The following is a 17736-nucleotide window of genomic DNA, read 5'->3' as shown; positions in this document are numbered from 1 at the left end:
GAGCGCTCAGGGCAGGGTGTCGAGGTGCGGGGCGACGGTGCGGGCGAAGCCGTTGCCGTTGCTGACGTCCCAGTTCACCGACCAGGTCATCGCGCCCCGGATGCCGGGGTAGGTGCGCGGCGGGCGGAAGCTGCCGCAGTTGGTGCCCCGGGCCAGACAGTCCAGGGCGGCGTTGACCACGCTGGGCGCGACGATGCCGCCGCCGGCCGCGCCGGGCCCGGCGGGCAGGCCGAGCCCCACCTGGTCGGGGCGCAGCCCGGCCTCCAACTGGATGCAGGCCAGCGCGACGATGAAGTTCACCGTGCCCTGGGCGTACGCGGCGTTGTTGTCGCAGCCGAGCATCGCACCCGAGTTGTAGAACTGGGTGTTGACCACGGTGAGGATGTCCTTGATGTCGAGCGCGAGCTTGAAGTAGCCGCCGGCCGGTGACTGCATGTCGATGGTCTGTGGCGCCATCGCGATGATCAGTCCGGTGCCGACCTTCGCCCGCAACGAGCGCAGCGCCTGCGCCATGTAGGTCGGGTTGAGCCCGTTCTCCAGGTCGATGTCGACCCCGTCGAAGCCGTACCGCTGGATCAGCGCGTGGACGGTGTCGCTGAACGCGGCGGCGGAGGCGGGGTCGTTGACCGCCACCCGGCCGGTCTCGCCGCCCACCGAGATGATCACCTTCTTGCCGCGGCTCTGCAGGGTCCGGACGTCCGCGGCGAAGTCGGCGTCGGTGTAGCCGCCCAGCGCGGCGGAGAGCCCGGGGTCGACGGCGAAGGTGACCGCGCCGGGGGTCGAGGTGGCCTCGGCGAAGGCGACCGCGACCAGGTCGTACTCGGCCGGCACGTCGCGCAGCCGCAGCTCGACGGCCGGGTTGTCGAAGTTGTGCCAGTACCCGGTGAGCAGGTGCTTCGGCAGGCTGCCGGTGGGCGGCGGCGTGGTCGGCGGCGGCGTGGTCGGCGGCGGGGTGGTCGGGGGCGGAGTGGTCGGCGGGGTGCCGCTGCCGCACGGGGCGCCGTTGAGCTGGCAGTTGGCCGGGCTGCCGGGGCCGCTGCCCAGGAAGCCGAAGGAGACCGAGGCACCCGGCGCGATGCTGCCGTTCCAGGACCGGTTGGTGAAGGTGTGCCGCTGGCCGGCGGTGGTGAGCAGCGCGTCCCAGTAGCTGCCGACGGTGGTGCCGGCCGGCAGGTCGAAGGTGACGTTCCAACCGTTGACGGTCGACCCGCCACCGTTGGTGATGGTGTACTTCCCCTCCCAACCGGAGCCCCAGTCGGAGGTCTTGACGAAGGTCGCGGTGGCCCCGGCGGCGAACGCGGGCAGCGCCACCCAGGCCGCGCCGACCGTCGCCGCCAGCATGGTGACCAGGGACAGGACAAGGGATCTGGAACGCTTCATACGACCCTCCGCATCCGGGCGGACATCCACGGACATCAACGTTGGCGCCTATTATTAAGACTGTTAACTGTTTCTGTCCAGAGGCGGCTGCCCACCGGGGCCGGCCGGGCCCCCGCACGGCGGTCACGGGGGCCCGACCGGGGTCAGCGGCGGAAGGTGAACCAGTTGACGTTGACGAAGTCGTTCGGCTGGCCGCTGGTGAAGGTCAGGTAGACGGTCTGCCGACCGGTGGCCGCGGCGACGTTGCCGGGCACCGAGCGCCAGCTCTGCCAGCCGCCGGTGTTGCCGATCGCGAAGCTGCCGATCGTCGCGCCGGTCGGGCTGCCCAACCGCACCTCGACCAGGCCGCTCGCACCCCCACCCGCGCCGGACGCGACCCTTGCCACGAAGTCGCGGGGCGGGGTGGAGCCGAACTCGACGTTGTCGAAGCGGACCCAGTCACCGTTGCGCAGCGCGCCGATGTTCTGCCCGCCCTCGCTGCACGCCTCGACGATCACGCCGTTCTGGCCGTTGAACGACTCGGCCTGGATGGTCGAGTAGGCGTCACGCACGCCGGACGGCGGCGGGGTGGTCGGCGGCGGCGTGCTGCCGCCACCGCGGCTGTAGACCGCGACGTAGTCGACCAGCATCGGGCGGCCCGGGACGGTCGAGGCGGTCGGCGTGGTGGAGCCGGCCACCCCGTTCGGGAAGCCCCCGCCCATCGCCACGTTGAGCAGGAGGAAGTAGCCGGCGTGCGAGGTCATCTGGGTCCAGTACGTCGCGCCGACCTGCGACTGGGTGACGGTGTGGTAGAGCTGCCCGTCGACGTACCAGCGCAGCTGCTGTGGGCTGGCGGCGGCGTCCCACTCGAAGCGGTAGGTGTGGAACGCCGACTGGCAGGTGCTGCCCGGGCAGGCGCGGGAGGCGCCGAGCCCGTTGAACTCGTTGCACGGCCCGCCGGGCGCGACACCGCAGTGCAGCACTCCCCAGACCGAGTTGATCCCGTTGACGTTCTCCATCACGTCGAACTCGCCGATGCCCGGCCAGTTCTGGTAGTTGCCCCGGTAGGGCGCGCCGAGCGCCCAGAACGCCGGCCAGTAGCCGGCCGCCTGCGCGCCGGTCACGTTCGGCATCTGGATCCGACCCTCGATGGCCAGCACTCCGCCGGACGGCGGCTTGAAGTTGCTGCGGACCGTCTCGATCCGGGACGACGTCCAGCGGCCGGAGGAGTCGCGCAACGGCGTGATGCGCAGGTTGCCGCCACCGTCGTGGCTGACGTTGGCGGTGCTGTTGGTGTAGGTCTGGATCTCCCCGGTACCCCAGTTCGGCGGGCCACCGGGGTAGCTGGTGCCGGTGTCGATGATCCAGTTGGCCGAGGACGGCAACGTGCCGGCCGCGCCGGTGAAGTCGTCGCTCCAGACCAGGCTCCAGCCGGAGGGCGGCGGGGGCACCGCGGCGTGCGCGGTCATGGTGATCCCGGCCAGGGCGGTGGTGGCGGTGGCGAGCAGGGCGAACGCCAGCCGCAGCCGGCGTCGTGCGGACGGGGCGGCGGGCGCCGCCGGGGCAGTCTTCATGGCTGTGCCTCTCTGCGGGGACGGGCGAGAGAGCGCTCTCTCACGAGTTGTACGTCCCCTCGGGACAGTTGTCAACGTCGATCGATGTCCGTGCCGGCCGGCACGGCCCGCGGCCGGCGCAGCACCGCCTGCTCCAGCGCCGACCAGGCCGTCGTGGTGACCAGGTAGAGCACCGCGGCCAGCGGCAGGACCAGCGCCACCAGCACCGTGGCGTAGGGCAGCAGCGGCAGCAAGCGGGCCAGCGCCGCGCCCACGCCCTCGGCCGGCGCGCCGCGCTCGGCCCCGCCGGTCCGGGCCACCGGGCCGGTGGCGGCCGTTCCGATCGGCGGCGCCGCGTCGATGGCGGCCGAGGCCCGGCGCATCCGCCGGGACGTCCACCAGGCCAGCGCCAGCAGAGCCGCCAGCAGCACGGCGAAGAGGGGCCCGGCGGCCCCGGCCAACCCGTCGCCGAGATGGTGGCCGAGCGGCACCCCGGCCAGCCGCTCGTCGAGCAGCCCGGTGCCGCCCTCGGTGGTGCTGAACAGCCGGTACATCACCAGCAGGAAGGGCGCCTGTAGCAGCACCGGCAGGCAACCGGCGACCGGGTTGGCGCCGGCCGAGCGGTAGAGCGTGAAGAGTTCGCTCTGCAACCGGGCCGGGTCGTCCGCGTACCGCCGCCGCAGGTCGCGTACCTGCGGGGCGAGCGCCGCGCGGCGTCGTTCCCCGCGAACCTGCACGACGGTGAGGGGGGAGATCAGCAGGCGGACGGCGACGGTGAAGAGCACGATCGCGGCGGCCGTGGCCGCGCCACCGGCGACCGGTTCGAGCAGGGTGGTGACGGCGGAGAGCGCGGCACCGGCGGCGCCGACCGCGGCGTGCAGTGGTGCGAAGGCGAGCATGGGTGTCCCTCGGTTGCGATTCCGGGTGGTCCCGACCGGGCGCGCAGGCCCAGGTGGGACGGATGACGGCGGAATCGGCCGCGCGGCGTGACGGTGCTACGCGGCCGAGGGGCGCGCGCCGGGAGCCCGGGGACGTGCTCGACCGGGGGCGTCCGGGTCGACCTGACGGGGCACCCGACGGTGCCGGGCACGGGCCCGCAGCGCGGCGGCCCGGCGGATGGTGCGCGGCGCGGCGCCGAGGACGAGGGCGCGCGCCGCGAGCAGGGTCGCGATTAGCACCGCCGCGCCCAGCGCGGCACCGGCGAGCAGGGCCGCCGGCCGGTCCGCGAGGAGGGTCAGCTGGGTGAGGGCGTACGCCCAGAGCCCCAGCGCGATCCCCCACGGTCCTGACACGGCGCCCAGCCTAGGACCCGCTGTCACGCCCGCCCGTGAGCGCGACACGCGGCCGACGCGCCGGCAGCGCGTTTCCGACGATCGCCACGGTGGGTAACCATCCGAACGACCGGCGCGGACGGACCGCGGCCGGCAGGAACGGACGGTGATGGCGATGACCGGCCAGCTGGCGGAGGCGCCGAGCGGGACGGCCGACGGGACCGACCTGCTCACGGTGGGCGTCGAGGAGGAGTTCCTGCTCGTCGACCCGCACACCGGCGCCGCGGTGCCCGCCGTCGACCTCGTCATGGAGCAGGTGCCGGCGGAGCTGCGCGGGCAGGTGGAGCGCGAGTTCCAGACCAGCCAGATCGAGATCGGCAGCCCGCCCGGGCTGGAGCTCTCCTCGATCCGGCACTCACTCGGCGTACTGCGGGGCGCGCTCGCCGACGCGGCCGAGCGGGCCGGCGTACGGCTGCTCGCCATCGGCACCGGCCCGGTGGACGGTCCGGTGCCGCCGGTGGTCGACAAGCCCCGCTTCGACCGGATGATCGAGCGGTTCCGGCTGCTGGTGCCCGGTCCGGGCAACAACGGCATGCACGTGCACGTCGGCATCCCCGACCCGGAGACCGGCGTGCAGGTGCTCAACCACGTCCGGCCGTGGCTGCCCACCCTGCACGCGGTGACCACGAACTCCCCGTTCGCCCGGGGCGAGGACACCGGCTACGCGAGCTGGCGCTCGGTGGAGTGGGAGCGTTGGCCGTCGGTGGCGCCGACGCCGTACCTGGAGTCGCACGAGCACTACGAGCGGCTGATCAGGCAGCTGATCTCCAGCGGGGTGATGCTCGACGAGGGGATGCTCTACTGGTACGCCCGGCTCTCCGCGAAGTACCCCACGGTCGAGCTGCGGATCGGCGACGTCTGCCCGTCGGTGGACGACGCGGTGCTGGTCGCCGCGCTGGTCCGGGCCCTGGTGGCGACCGCGATCGACGACATCGCCAGCGGCCGTCCGGCGCTCCGCACCGACCATCACCTGCTGGTCGCCGCGCACTGGCGGGCGGCCCACGACGGGCTGGAGGGCGACGGGGTCGATCTGACCACCGGCGAGGTCCGGCCGGCCTGGGAGCTGCTGGACCGCCTCGTCGAGCGGGTCCGGCCGGCGATCGAGCAGCACGGCGACTGGGCCGAGGTGACCGACCTGCTCGGTGCGCTGCGCCGGCACGGCAGCGGCGCGGCACGCCAGCGCGCGGTGTTCGCCCGCAGCGGGCGGCTCACCGACGTGGTGCTGGACGTGGCGCGCCAGACCCGCGGCTGATCGCAGCGTGACAGGATGAACTCGTGGCGCAACGGTTGATCGTCATCGGCGGGGACGCCGCCGGCATGGCGGCGGCGTCCCAGGCACGTCGCCGCCGCGACCGCTCCGACCTGGAGATCATCGCGTTCGAGCGGGGGCACTTCACCTCCTACTCGGCCTGCGGCATCCCGTACTGGATCAGCGGGCTGGTGCCCGAGCCGGAGGCCCTGATCGCCCGCGATCCGCAGACCTTCCGCGCCGAGTTCGCCATCGACGTGCGGATGCGGCACGAGGTGACCGCGATCGACCTGGAACGCCGCGAGGTGCTGGCCCGCGACCTGGAGAGCGGCGGCGAGGTCCGGGAGCGCTTCGACGAGGTCGTCTACGCCGCCGGCGCGCTGCCGGTCAAGCCGCCATGGGCGAAGACCAGCGCCGGGGGCGTCTTCGGGATGCAGACCCTGGACGACGGCTCGGCCCTGCGCGACTGGCTGGAGAGCGACCCGAGACCGCGGCGGGCGGTCGTGGTCGGGGGCGGCTACATCGGCGTGGAACTGGCCGAGGCGTTGATCCTGCGGGGCCTCTCGGTGACCCTGGTCGAGCAGGCCGATCAGCCGATGTCCACCGTGGATGGCGACATGGCCGAGCTGGTCGCGGACGCGATGACCGGGCTGGGCATCCACATCCGCACCGGGCTCCCGGTGCTGGAGATCGAGGAGCGCGACGGCCGGGTCAGCGCGGTGGTCACCGCCGAGGGGCCGATCCCGGCCGACGTGGTGGTGCTCGGCCTGGGCGTACGCCCGAACACGCAGCTCGCCGAGGCTGCCGGCATGCCGCTCGGGCCGACCGGCGCGATCCGGGTGGACCGGCGGATGCGGGTGCCGGGGCTGCCCGGGGTCTGGGCCGCCGGCGACTGCGTGGAGACCCTGCACCGGGTCAGCGGGATGCAGGTGCACATACCGCTCGGCACGCACGCCAACAAGCAGGGCCGGGTCGCCGGGATCAACATCGGCGGCGGCTACGCCACCTTCGCCGGGGTGATCGGCACGGCGGTGACCAAGGTCTGCGACCTGGAGGTCGGTCGGACCGGCCTGCGGGAGCGGGACGCAAGCGCGGCCGGCTTCGAGTTCGTCTCGGTGGTCGCCAAGTCGACCAACCGGGCCGGCTACTACCCGGGCGCCCGGCCGATGACGGTCAAGCTGATCGCCGAGAAGCCGAGCGGGCGGCTGCTCGGCGCGCAGATCGTCGGCTGGTCCGAGGCGGCCAAGCGGATCGACACCCTGGCGGTGGCGCTCTGGAACGGCATGACGGTGGACGAGATGACCGCGCTCGACCTCGGCTACGCCCCGCCGTACGCCCCGGTCTGGGATCCGGTGCTGATCGCCGCCCGCAAGGCCGTCGACGCGCTGCACGCCAGCGGCCGCTGAGTCCTCGCGCCGTCGCCCTCGGGCGCGGTGGTTCGTCGTCAGGAGGACGACTTCGGCACCCGGATTCTGTCGGGGGCGGTGGTTAGCGTGCTCGCGTTGTCACGCCGGCGATCCCTCGGTCGCCCACCCCGCCCGGAGGCACCCCCATGTCCCAGGAGACGACCTACCTCGAACTGTCCGAAGTGGACGGTGGCGCGCACAAGTTCTACGAGGTGGTGGTCGAGGACACCGCCCTGACCGTCCGCTACGGCCGGATCGGCGACCAGGGCCAGGTCAAGACCGCCAGCTACGCGGACAACGCCCGCGCCCGCGCGGCGGCGGCGAAGAAGATCGGCGAGAAGATCCGCAAGGGGTACGCCCCGGCGGTGCCCGGCGTCCGGCAGAAGCGGTCGGTCTCCCGGCGGCAGATCGTCAGCACCCGCTCGACCGCGCGGACCGCGCCGGTGCTCTGGCGCTACGACTCGGGCGCCCCCGCGTTCGGCATCTTCGTCGACGGTCAGTACTGCATGGTCGGCAACGAGCACGGCGTCATCACCACGCTCGGGCACGACGCGCGGGTGCTCGGGCAGGTCCGCCTCCCCGACGGGGTGAAGTGCATCGTCGCCGACGACGACTGGATCTACGCCGGCTGCGACGACGGCAACGTCTACGACCTCTCCGGCAAGGTGCCCCGGGTGGCGTACGCGATCGCCCCCGAGATCGACATCTACTGGCTGGACATCCACGACGGCGTGCTCGGCGTGTCCGACGCCGACGGCGGGATCGCCGCGATCGACCACGAGGACGAGTTCCTCTGGCGCCGGCCGGGCCGTGGCCGGTCCGCCTGGATGGTGCGCTGCGACGACGACGCGCTCTACCACGGCCACTCGCAGGGCGTCACCGGCTACGACTGGCGCACCGGCAGGGAGCTGTGGCACACCCGCACCGGTTCGGTGCTCTTCGGCTGGCAGGAGCGCGACGCGGTGTTCGCCGGCACCGGCTCCCGGGAGGTGGTCCGGTTGGCGAAGGACGGCCGCGCCGAGCGGAGCTACCGGTGCGACGCGCCGGTCTTCTCCTGCGCCACCGCCGCGGGCGGCCGGTACGTCTTCGCGGGCGACAGCCGGTCCTCGATCTACTGCTTCGACGCGGCGGGCACCCGGCTGTGGAAGCTCGGCACCGGCTGCGGCTCGGCCTACTCGATGCAGTACCACGAGGAGCGCCTCTACGTGGTCACCACCGGCGGCTACCTCGCCTGCATCGACGCCAGCGAGCCGGCGATCCGGGCCGCCGAGGCGGGCACCGTGCCGGACGTGGTCGACGTCAAGGCCCCGGCCCGGCTGCCGGAGCCGGCGGCCTGGTCCACCGTCGAGGTGACCAGCGACGTCGACGGCGGCGTGGTGGTGCAGTGTGTGCAGGACCGGGGCCGGCTGCGCGTGCAGGTCGTCTCCGGCGGCTACCGGCGCGACTGGTCGGTGCAGTTCCCGAAGGGCATCCGTGAGCCCGGGGTGCGCTACCTGGTCAGCGAGGTCCGGGAGTCCGGCCGGGGCGGCTTCTACCGGGCGTACGGCGACATCCGCCGGCTGCGCTGACGCCGGCCGTCCCGCCCCGCGCGCCCGCCGCGCCGATCCGGGTCGTCCGGACCGGCGCGGCGGGGGCGGTCAGCGGCAGCTCCAGCGGATCGCCCGCATCACCAGGCCCTTCTGGCCCGGCTCGACGTCGAGCTGGCCGCCGATCACCCCTGCGTCGTCGCTGACGCTCACCGCGAGCGCGGCGTACCGGCCGGTGCGTCCGTCCAGGTCGGGCAGGCGCAGCGCGCCGGCGTCGGTGAGCAGCCCCGCGTCCATCCGGTCCACCGGGCCGACCACCCAGCCCCGCCCGTTGCCGGCGCTGGGGCTGACGCCGCTCGGCAGCGGCTCGTAGCGGCCGGTGGCAAGGTGGTAGCGGGCCGGGTGGATCCGCCGCACCTTCCCCTCGTCCCGGAAGGCGACCCCGGTGATCCAGCCGCCCCGCAGCGAGTGCGCCACGAACTCGCTGGCGGGGCCGCCCTCGACGGACGGCGTCGGCAGCAGTTCCGGACCCGCGCCGCCGGCGCGCCAGACGGCGGTACGGGTCACCCCGCTCGGACCGTCGTGGATCCTCCCGACCACCGTGCCGGCGGAGTCGACGCCGATGGCCGTCCCCTCCCACCTCGGGCCCGGCAGCGGGAGGTCCACGGCCGCGGTGTCGGGGTCGGACCAGAGCACCGGGCGCTGCCGGTGGCCGATCTGCCGCGCGCCGACGATCCGGCCGTCGGCGCTGACGGCGGTCGCCTCGCCGGCGGCCAGGCCGGGCAGCCGGGCGGGGCGGCCGTTCCGGATGACGTACGGCTGCGGCCGGTCGTCGAGGTAGACCGACCCGACCGCGACACCGGCGGCGTTCACGTCCACCATCCGCTGGTCCGAGCCGGGCAGCCGGTACTCACGCGCCCGGTCGCCGTCCCAGAGGATCACCGGGTTGCCCCGGCCGTCCCCCGGATACGACCGGCCGGCCAGGAACCGACCGGTCGGGTCACCGCCGGTCACCAGGCTCTTGGCGTGCCCGCCGGGTACCGGCAGCGGCTGCGCCGTGCAGGCGGTCGGCCCGCCCGGCGCGGCAGTGGCGGGCGGCGCGGTGGTGGCCGGCGCGCTCTCCGAGGTGGACGGCGACGCGGGCTGCGACGCCGGCCCGGTCGACGGCCCGCCGCCGACCACCAGCGGCACGGAGACCGCCGCCAGCACGGCCAGCCCCGCGGCCGACACGCTCATCGTCCGACGGCTGCGCCGTCGCCGGCGCGCCTCGTGCACGGCGGCGGTCAGATCGACCCGGACCGGCCGGACCGGTTCCGGATCGAGCCGCCGCAGCAGATCGACGATCCGGTCCTCGTCCGCCGTCATCGCGCTGCCCCCTTCGTCGTCTCCACCAGGTCCGCGCCGTCGAGCAGGCGGCGCATCGCGGCCAGACCGTGCGCGGTCTGGCTCTTCACCGTCCCGGCGGAGCAGCCCATGGTCCGGGCCACCTCGTCCACCGGCAGGTCGTGCAGGAACCGCAGCACGAGCACCGCCCGCTGCCGCGGCGGCACCTGCGCCAGCGCCGCCCGCAGCACCGTGCGGTCCTCGACGCCGCCGTCGTAGGCGTGTCGCGCGTCGGGCGGGGCGGCGAAGAGCCGGATCCGCCACCATCCCTTGCGCCGGCTGTCGAGGAAGAGCCGCACCACGACCGCCCGCACGTACGCGTCGATGTGGTCGGCTCGCGACGCCCGGGACCAGCGCTGGAAGAGCCGGGTGGCCGCCTCCTGCACCAGGTCGTCGGCCTCGTCGCCGTCGCCGCAGAGCGAGTACGCCAGCCGCTGCAGCATCGGTAGCCGCGCGCTGAAGTACTCGACGAACTCCTGTTCCGATGCGTCCGGCATCCGGTTACCTCCGTCGGTTCCCCCCTACAGACGACGATCGGCGGGAAAGGGTTGTACGCCCGCGCCGGTCCGGGTCGAGGATGTCCGGATGACCGGTGAGTTGCGGATCCCGGACGGGCTGGGCTGGGTGCGGAGCACGGCAGCGGGGCGGGAGTGGTTGGCCGAGCTGCCCGCCCGGCTCGCGGAATGTGTCGAGCGCTGGTCGCTGCGGATCGGGTCGCCGTTCCCGTACGCCTTCGCCTCGCTGGCGGTGCCGGCGGAGCTGCCCGACGGCACGCCGGCGGTGCTGAAGCTCCAGTATCCGGACGCGGAGAGCGAGCACGAACCCGCCGCGCTGGCCCGCTGGGCGGGGGTGGGCGCGGCCCGGTTGCTCGGGCACGACCCCGGGCGGCGGGCGCTGCTGGTCGAGCGGTGCGTGCCGGGCTCACCGCTGTCCGACGTGCCGGCGGCCGAGGCGGTCACCGTCTTCGCCGGGCTGCTGCCCCGGCTCTGGGTGCCGGCGGGCGCGGAGTTCCGGTCGCTGGCGCAGGAGGCGGCCGGCTGGGCGGAGCGGCTGCCGGGGAAGTGGGAGCGGGCCGGCCGCCCGTACGAGCGCCGGCTGCTCGACGCGGCGCTCGGCCGGCTCGCCGAGCTGGTCGACGACCAGGGCGAGCAGGTGCTGGTCAACCAGGACCTGCACGCCGGCAACGTGCTGCGGGCCACCCGGGAGTCGTGGCTGGTGATCGACCCGAAGCCGCTGGCCGGCGAGCGCGAGTTCGGGCTGGCCCCGATCGTCCGGGGGGCCGAGCTGGGCCACTCCCCCGCCGCCGTGCGCTACCGGCTGGACCGGCTCAGCGCGGAGCTGGGCCTGGACCGGGAGCGGGTGCGGGGCTGGACCGTCGGCCAGACGCTGGCCTGGGGCACCGCCGGCGGGCAGGTCTTCCCGGGTCACCTGGAGGTGGTCCGCTGGCTGCTCGGCGAGGAGTGAGCGGGCGAGGCCCGGTGCGCGCGCCGACGCCAACTCGCGTGCACGGCCCTGGCGACGGTCAGCCGGGCTGGCAGGTGGCGCACCAGTAGAGGTTGCGCCCGGCCAGCTCGCCCCGGCGTACCTCGGCGCCGCAGAGGTGGCAGGGCGCGCCGGGACGGCGGTAGACGTACACCTCGCCGCCGTGCCGGTCGACCCGCGGCGCCCGGCCCATCGCCTCCGGCAGGTGCTCGTCGCGCACGGTGTCGATCCGTCCGCGCCGCACCGCCTGGGTCATCAGGGTCACCAGGTCGGCCCAGAGCCGATCCCAGCCGGCCCGGTCGAGCCCTCGGCCGGGCAGCCTCGGCGACAGGCCGGCCCGGAACAGCGCCTCGGTCACGAAGATCAGCCCGGTGCCGGCCACCACCGACTGGTCCAGCAGCAGCGCGGCCAGTGGCGTCGAGCTGCGCGAGATCCGGGCGTACGCCCGCTCGGGGTCGGCGTCGGCGCGCAGCGGATCGGGGCCGAGCCGGGCCCGCAGCGCCGCCACCTCGGGCGGGGTGAGCAGTTCGCAGGCGGTCGGGCCACGCAGGTCGAGCCAGTGCCGGTCGCTGGTCAACCGCAGCCGCACCTGGCCGACCGGCTCGGGCGGCTCGCCGGCGCCGTCGGTGACCTTCCCGTAGAGCCCGAGGTGCACGTGCAGGGTCAGCTCGTTCGCGTGGTGGTGCAGCAGGTGCTTGCCGTACGCCTCGGTGCTCTCGAGCACGGTGCCGCTCAGCCGGGCGGCGCCCTCGGCGAACCGGCCCTGCGGGCTGCTGGCGTGCACCTTGTCGCCGGCGAACAGCTCGGCGTGCCGGGCCGCCAGGCGATGAATGGTGTGTCCCTCTGGCACGACCAGCAAGCGTAACCGGGTTCGGACGGGCCGCCACATCCCTCCGGCGGGTGCGCCCTGGCCGGGTCGGCGGATCGCCCCGAGGTCGGTCGCGGAGCGGGCCGCAACGATCACTAAGGTAATCATTGACTTCTATTACTAAGGAATATTAACTGTATTCACGGATGCCGACAGGTCGGGGCAATCCGGAACATCAGCGCGCGCTTCGCTCGGGCCCCTCCGTCCCCACCGCCCGCCACCCCCGCGAGAGGAAGACGCATGCCCACCACCGCCGTACCCCCATCACCGGGCCATCGCCGACGGACCCGCCGCCGGTCGATCGGCGCCGGCCTGCTCGCGCTCGGCACCGCCACGGCCGCCGCCGCGTTCGCCCTGCCACCCCCGGCCGTCGCGGCGAACGAGCCGGTGAACGTCTGGCTGACCACCACCTCGGACTCCGGCGGCCGGCAGGTCAGCCGGGGCCTCCAGCAGCAGGCGCCGACCGCGTTCGCCGCCACCAGCGGCGGCGCGACACACACCATCACGGTCAACGAGAACACCCGCTACCAGCAGTTCGAGGGCGGCGGCGCGTCGATCACCGACACCACCGCCTACCTGTTCCGCGGCGGCCCGATCAGCGCCGCGACCCGCGACGACGTGATGCGCAAACTCTTCTCCTCGACCGACGGCATCGGGCTCTCCTTCGTCCGCAACCCGATCGGCGCCTCGGACCTCTCCCGCCCGGGGCACGTCTCCCTCGACGACACCTGCTGCGACCTCAGCGACTTCTACGTCAACGGCTACGACACCAACGTCCGGCTGCTCACCGCGCAGGCCCGGTCGCTCAACCCGGCGCTGCGGGTGATGGGGGTGCCGTGGAGCGCGCCGGGTTGGATGAAGGACAACGGCCGGATGGACCAGATGGGCTGGCTCAAGTGGGAGTACTACCCGCTGTACGCCCAGTACCTGGTCAAGTACGTGCAGACGTACCAGGCGGCCGGCATCGCGGTGAACTACCTCTCGGTGCAGAACGAGCCGAACTGCTGCCAGGCCGCCAACCCGACGGCGATGAACTACCCCGGGATGAGCTGGAACGGCCCCGGCCTCGTCGAGTTCACCAAGAACCACCTCTACCCCGCGCTGCGCGCGGCCGGGCTGAGCACCAAGGTGCTGGTGCACGACTGGAACTACGGCGACCACCCGAACTTCGGGGCGGTGCTGCTGGCCGACGCCGGCATCCGCAACGACCCGCTCTTCGGCGGCATCGCCTGGCACGGCTACTTCGGCGACCCCGGCGTGGGCACCCAGGTGCGCAACCAGTACCCCTCGGTGCGGCAGTTCAGCACCGAGCACTCGGGCGGCACCTGGATCGGCAACCAGCACAACGAGGACCTAGCCGACATCGTCAACTACGCCCGGAACTACAGCGGCAGCCTGGTCAAGTGGAGCCTCGCGCTCAACCAGAGCATGGGCCCGCACAACGGCGGCTGCGACGTCTGCACCGGCCTGGTCACCGTGCAGGAGGGCGGCCCGCGGGCCGGCCAGGTCGACTACACGATCGAGTACTACACCACCGGGCACCTGACCAAGTTCGTCCGGCCGGGGGCGTACCGGATCGACTCGACCGCCAACGGCACGGTGTCGAACGTGGCGTACGTGAACCCGGACGGCTCCAAGGCGCTGATCGCGCACAACGGCGGCACCGGCGCCCAGTCGGTCAAGGTGGTCTGGGGCGGGCAGTCCTTCACCTACTCGCTGCCCGCCCGGACCACGGCCACCTTCACCTGGTCAGGGAGCCAGTCGGGCGGCGGGGGCCGCACCGGCCCGGTCGTCGGGCTGGCCGGCAAGTGCCTCGACGTCGCCGCGGCCAGCAGCGCCGACGGCACACCGGTCCAGCTGTACGACTGCAACGGCACCGCTGCGCAGCAGTGGACCTTCGGCGCTGACGGCACCGTCCGGGCCCTCGGCAAGTGCCTCGACGTCCGGGACAACGCCACCGCCAACGGCACCCGGGTGCAGATCTGGACCTGCACCGGCGCGGCGAACCAACGCTGGACCGCGACCGCCGCCCGTGACCTGGTCAGCGCCAGCGCCGGCAGCTGCCTGGACGTGCTGGGCAACAGCTCGACCAACGGCACGGCGACGCAGATCTGGAGCTGCACCGGAGCCGCGAACCAGAAGTGGACCGTGCCCGCCTGACCGACCAACTCGCGGTGGGGCCGTCGGTTCGCCGGCGGCCCCACCGTCGCGCGCCCTGCGGTGTCGAAAATCGCCCACCTGGGTACTTCCTGAAGACGTACCGCGTGGGTGCCGCCCGTTCCACGGCCACCCCGCATTCCATCAGGAGGTGTGTTGTGGTCAGAATTCCTTCGCTGTCGCGCAGATCGGAGCCGGCGCCGACGCGGGACGAGAACCCGGACAGACGCGTCGAGGGGGGTGACGCCCCGGTTGCCGCCGGCGCGGACGACTCGACGCGCGTCGACGCCGCCCGGCCCGAGACGACCGGTTCGGCCCAGCCGTCCGTGGCCGACCGGGACGGCGAGCAGACGACGTACCGCAGCAGCGCCACGCCCACCGGCGAGCCGGTCGGCGACGCGGAGCGGCGTGCGGCGGAGCGTGCCGCGGTCGCCCGCGCGGCCACCGCCCGGCCGACCGACACCGGGGCCCGGCCCGACCCGACCGACACCCGGGAGCGGACGACCAACCGCCCGTCCCTCGTCGACCCGGACCGGACCGTACGGCCCGACGCCGACCGGGACCGGCCGGTCAGCCCCGCCGCCGAGCCCGCCGAGCCGGAGCCGCCGGTGGTACGCGGCCCGAAGCCGCGGGCCAGCCTGCTCGCCACCCTCGGCCTGGTGATCGGCGTCGCCGGCGCCCTCTTCGTGCTGACCGGCACCCTCGCCGGCTACGGCATCGGCCTGGGCGCGGTCGGCGCGGTGCTCTCGGTGCTCGGCCTCTCCGCCACCCGCCGGCGGCACATCGCCGGCAAGACCGACGCGCTCTTCGGCATCGTCTTCGGCCTCGGTGCGGTGGTGATCGGCGTGCTGGCGATGACCGGCCAGTTCGACTGGCCGACCACCGACGGCGACTGGGTCCAGCGGTTCCGCGAGTGGCTTGACTCACAGTTTGTCGACCGGTTCTAGCGGGCACTGTCCCGCTCGCCGGCGGTGCGCCGGCGACCAGCGCCGGTGATGCACCGGCGCAGCCCGACCAGCCTGGTGGTTCACCAGCCGGGCAGCACCCTTTCAGGGGCGGCGGTTCGCCGCCCCTGAAGTGTTTTCCGGGACCGGTCCGGCGGGCCGCCGAACCAGTCCCGCCCCGGGCTGCGGACCACTCCCACCGCACCCATCGGGCTCGAACGCAACGATTCGACGGTGCCGGTCGGCCAGACGCAACGAACAGTCGCCCTGTGCAACTCTCGGTGGTGGATCCTGCCGCCAGCGCCGCATAACGTTGAACAACGGCGCCAGCCCGTGGGCCACGGTGGCCGGGCGCGCCCGACCCTGGGAGCAGGACAATGACGATGGACGCCATCCGCCAGCGCTACCTGATGTGCCGGCCGACGTACTTCGCCGTGGACTACGCGATCAACCCGTGGATGGACCCGACCGCGCCGTTCGACACCGAGCTGGCGATCCGCCAGTGGGAGCAGCTGCGGCAGGTCTACCGCGATCTGGGCCACACCGTCGAGGAGATCACTCCGGTGCCCGGCCTGCCCGACATGGTCTTCGCCGCCAACGGCGGCACGGTGATCGACGGCAAGGCGATGGCGGTGCAGTTCCGCGACCCGCAGCGCGCCGACGAGGCCCCGGCCTACCGGGCCTGGTTCGACTCCGCCGGCTTCGAGCTGCACGACCCGAAGCACGTCAACGAGGGCGAGGGCGACGTCCTGCTCGCCGGTGACTACCTGCTGGCCGGCACCGGTTTCCGCACCGCGCACGCCTCGCACGCCCAGTTGCAGGAGGTCTTCGGCTACCCGGTGATCACCATGCAGCTGGTCGACCCGCGCTTCTACCACCTGGACACCGCGCTGACCGTCCTCGACGAGCGGACGGTGGCGTACCTGCCCGAGGCCTTCTCGCCCGGCAGCCAGGCGGTGCTGCGCCGACTCTTCCCCGACGCGGTGCACGCCACGATGGCCGACGCCGAGGTGCTGGGGCTGAACGCGGTCAGCGACGGACGGCACGTGGTGCTGCCGGCGCAGGCCACCGACCTGGCCGCCGCGCTGCGCGGCCGGGGCTACGAGACCATCGGTGTCGACCTGTCGGAGCTGCGTAAGGCCGGCGGCGGACCGAAGTGCTGCACCTTGCGGCTCCGACAGGGAAAGGCGAGCAAGTGATCGTCGACGACATGCTGCAGACTCCGGCCGCGGTGCGGAACGCGGAGCGCTGGACCGCGCACAACTACCACCCGCTGCCGGTGGTGATCTCCTCGGCCGAGGGCGCCTGGTTGACCGACGTGGACGGCCGGCGCTACCTCGACTTCCTGGCCGGCTACTCGGCGCTCAACTTCGGCCACCTGCACCCGCAGCTGATCGCGGCGGCCCACGCCCAGCTCGACCGGCTGACCCTCACCAGCCGGGCGTTCATCCACGACCAGTTCGCCGACTTCTGCCGGGAGCTGGCCGAGCTGTGCGGCAAGGACATGGTGCTGCCGATGAACACCGGCGCCGAGGCGGTGGAGACCGGGATCAAGGTGGCCCGCAAGTGGGGCTACCAGGTCAAGGGCGTGCCGGCCGGGCAGGCCAACATCGTCGTCGCCGAGGGCAACTTCCACGGCCGGACGACCACCATCGTGAGCTTCTCCACCGACGAGGACGCCCGAGCCGACTTCGGGCCGTACACCCCCGGGTTCACCGTGGTCCCGTACGGCGACCTGGCCGCGCTCACCGCCGCGATCGACGAGAACACCGTCGCCGTGCTGCTCGAGCCGATCCAGGGCGAGCAGGGCGTCGTCGTGCCGCCGGAGGGCTACCTGCCGGGCGTACGGCAGGTCTGCACCGACCGCAACGTGCTCTTCATCGCCGACGAGATCCAGTCCGGGCTGGGCCGCACCGGTGCGACCTTCGCCTGCGACCACGAGGGCGTCACCCCCGACATGTACCTGCTGGGCAAGGCGCTCGGCGGGGGCATCGTGCCGGTCTCGGCGGTGGCCGCCAACGCCGACGTGCTCGCCGTGCTCAAGCCCGGCCAGCACGGCTCGACCTTCGGCGGCAACCCGCTGGCCTGCGCGGTGGGCACCGGGGTGGTCCGGCTGCTGGCCACCGGCGAGTTCCAGCGCCGCTCGGCGGAGCTCGGCGCCCGGCTGCACGCCGGCCTGACCGACCTGATCGGCAAGGGTCTGGTCGCGGTCCGCGGGCGCGGCCTCTGGGCCGGCCTGGACATCGACCCGGCACTGATGACCGGCCGGGAGGCGTGCGAGCGACTCGCCGAGCGCGGCGTGCTGGCCAAGGACACCCACGGCTCCACCATCCGCCTCGCCCCGCCGCTGGTGGTCACCGAGGAGGAGATCGACCACGCGGTCGCCCAGCTGGCCGCCGTCCTGGCCAGCTGACCCACCCCTGCAGCACACCGGCGGGCGCCGGGGACCACGGTCCCCGGCGCCCGCCCCCGTTTCAC

15 protein-coding genes are annotated in these 17736 nt (G+C 73.7%); 8 read left to right on the top strand and 7 right to left on the bottom strand.

Translation table 11 applies throughout. The annotated features are described in order from the left end of the window. Positions 1-6: 6 nt before the first annotated feature. From AB0C04_RS11030 to AB0C04_RS11015, 4 genes are all read right to left on the bottom strand, one after another. Positions 7-1380 carry a cellulose binding domain-containing protein gene (locus tag AB0C04_RS11030; protein WP_357051596.1) on the bottom strand — a complete coding sequence of 458 codons (1374 nt, stop codon included), beginning with the start codon at positions 1378-1380 and terminating at the stop codon, positions 7-9. Between the two features lie 143 nt (positions 1381-1523). Then, the gene (locus AB0C04_RS11025) at positions 1524-2933 is read right to left on the bottom strand and encodes a carbohydrate-binding protein (protein WP_357051593.1); all 1410 of its coding nucleotides are present in this window, start codon (positions 2931-2933) and stop codon (positions 1524-1526) included. Positions 2934-3004: 71 nt separating this feature from the next. Beyond that, entirely contained in the window at positions 3005-3811 is an 807-nt protein-coding gene (locus AB0C04_RS11020) for a membrane protein insertase YidC (protein ID WP_357051590.1), read from the bottom strand. Positions 3812-3907: 96 nt separating this feature from the next. Beyond that, entirely contained in the window at positions 3908-4204 is a 297-nt protein-coding gene (locus tag AB0C04_RS11015) for a DUF6412 domain-containing protein (RefSeq protein WP_357051587.1), read from the bottom strand. Positions 4205-4358: 154 nt separating this feature from the next. Here AB0C04_RS11015 and AB0C04_RS11010 point away from each other — a divergent pair, with 154 nt between their 5' ends. From AB0C04_RS11010 to AB0C04_RS11000, 3 genes are all read left to right on the top strand, one after another. Further along, complete coding sequence (locus tag AB0C04_RS11010; protein WP_357051584.1) at positions 4359-5495, top strand: glutamate--cysteine ligase; 1137 nt, start codon at positions 4359-4361, stop codon at positions 5493-5495. Between the two features lie 23 nt (positions 5496-5518). Further along, complete coding sequence (locus AB0C04_RS11005; RefSeq protein WP_357051581.1) at positions 5519-6898, top strand: FAD-dependent oxidoreductase; 1380 nt, start codon at positions 5519-5521, stop codon at positions 6896-6898. 146 nt (positions 6899-7044) lie between these two features. After that, complete coding sequence (locus tag AB0C04_RS11000; protein ID WP_357051578.1) at positions 7045-8466, top strand: WGR domain-containing protein; 1422 nt, start codon at positions 7045-7047, stop codon at positions 8464-8466. Between the two features lie 69 nt (positions 8467-8535). Here the strand turns inward: AB0C04_RS11000 and AB0C04_RS10995 are convergent, their stop codons facing one another. Together AB0C04_RS10995 and AB0C04_RS10990 are read right to left on the bottom strand one after the other, a co-directional pair. Further along, positions 8536-9789 carry a hypothetical protein gene (locus tag AB0C04_RS10995; protein WP_357051575.1) on the bottom strand — a complete coding sequence of 418 codons (1254 nt, stop codon included), beginning with the start codon at positions 9787-9789 and terminating at the stop codon, positions 8536-8538. Beyond that, on the bottom strand, positions 9786-10304 hold the full coding sequence (locus AB0C04_RS10990; protein ID WP_357051572.1) for a SigE family RNA polymerase sigma factor: 519 nt from the start codon (positions 10302-10304) through the stop codon (positions 9786-9788). The genes AB0C04_RS10995 and AB0C04_RS10990 overlap by 4 nt, the downstream gene beginning before the upstream one ends. Positions 10305-10392: 88 nt before the next feature. On the opposite strand from AB0C04_RS10990, the gene AB0C04_RS10985 reads away from it, so the two are divergent. Further along, on the top strand, positions 10393-11271 hold the full coding sequence (locus AB0C04_RS10985; protein WP_357051569.1) for an aminoglycoside phosphotransferase family protein: 879 nt from the start codon (positions 10393-10395) through the stop codon (positions 11269-11271). Positions 11272-11329: 58 nt separating this feature from the next. Here the strand turns inward: AB0C04_RS10985 and AB0C04_RS10980 are convergent, their stop codons facing one another. Next, complete coding sequence (locus tag AB0C04_RS10980) at positions 11330-12139, bottom strand: DNA-formamidopyrimidine glycosylase family protein (protein WP_357051566.1); 810 nt, start codon at positions 12137-12139, stop codon at positions 11330-11332. Between the two features lie 258 nt (positions 12140-12397). Here AB0C04_RS10980 and AB0C04_RS10975 point away from each other — a divergent pair, with 258 nt between their 5' ends. From AB0C04_RS10975 to rocD, 4 genes are all read left to right on the top strand, one after another. Then, entirely contained in the window at positions 12398-14317 is a 1920-nt protein-coding gene (locus AB0C04_RS10975) for a ricin-type beta-trefoil lectin domain protein (RefSeq protein WP_357051563.1), read from the top strand. Positions 14318-14472: 155 nt separating this feature from the next. Beyond that, positions 14473-15261 carry a DUF308 domain-containing protein gene (locus AB0C04_RS10970; protein ID WP_357051560.1) on the top strand — a complete coding sequence of 263 codons (789 nt, stop codon included), beginning with the start codon at positions 14473-14475 and terminating at the stop codon, positions 15259-15261. A 380-nt stretch (positions 15262-15641) separates the two neighbouring features. Beyond that, positions 15642-16457, top strand: coding sequence for a dimethylargininase (gene ddaH / locus AB0C04_RS10965; RefSeq protein ID WP_350872144.1), 816 nt, complete (start codon positions 15642-15644; stop codon positions 16455-16457). Then, the gene (gene rocD / locus AB0C04_RS10960; RefSeq protein WP_357052243.1) at positions 16457-17671 is read left to right on the top strand and encodes an ornithine--oxo-acid transaminase; all 1215 of its coding nucleotides are present in this window, start codon (positions 16457-16459) and stop codon (positions 17669-17671) included. The genes ddaH and rocD overlap by 1 nt, the downstream gene beginning before the upstream one ends. The last annotated feature ends 65 nt before the right edge of the window (positions 17672-17736 follow it).

Origin of the sequence: Micromonospora sp. NPDC048909, from assembly GCF_040649635.1 — a bacterium.
Lineage (GTDB): Bacteria > Actinomycetota > Actinomycetes > Mycobacteriales > Micromonosporaceae > Micromonospora.
This window is presented reverse-complemented; position numbering and strand designations above follow the sequence as displayed.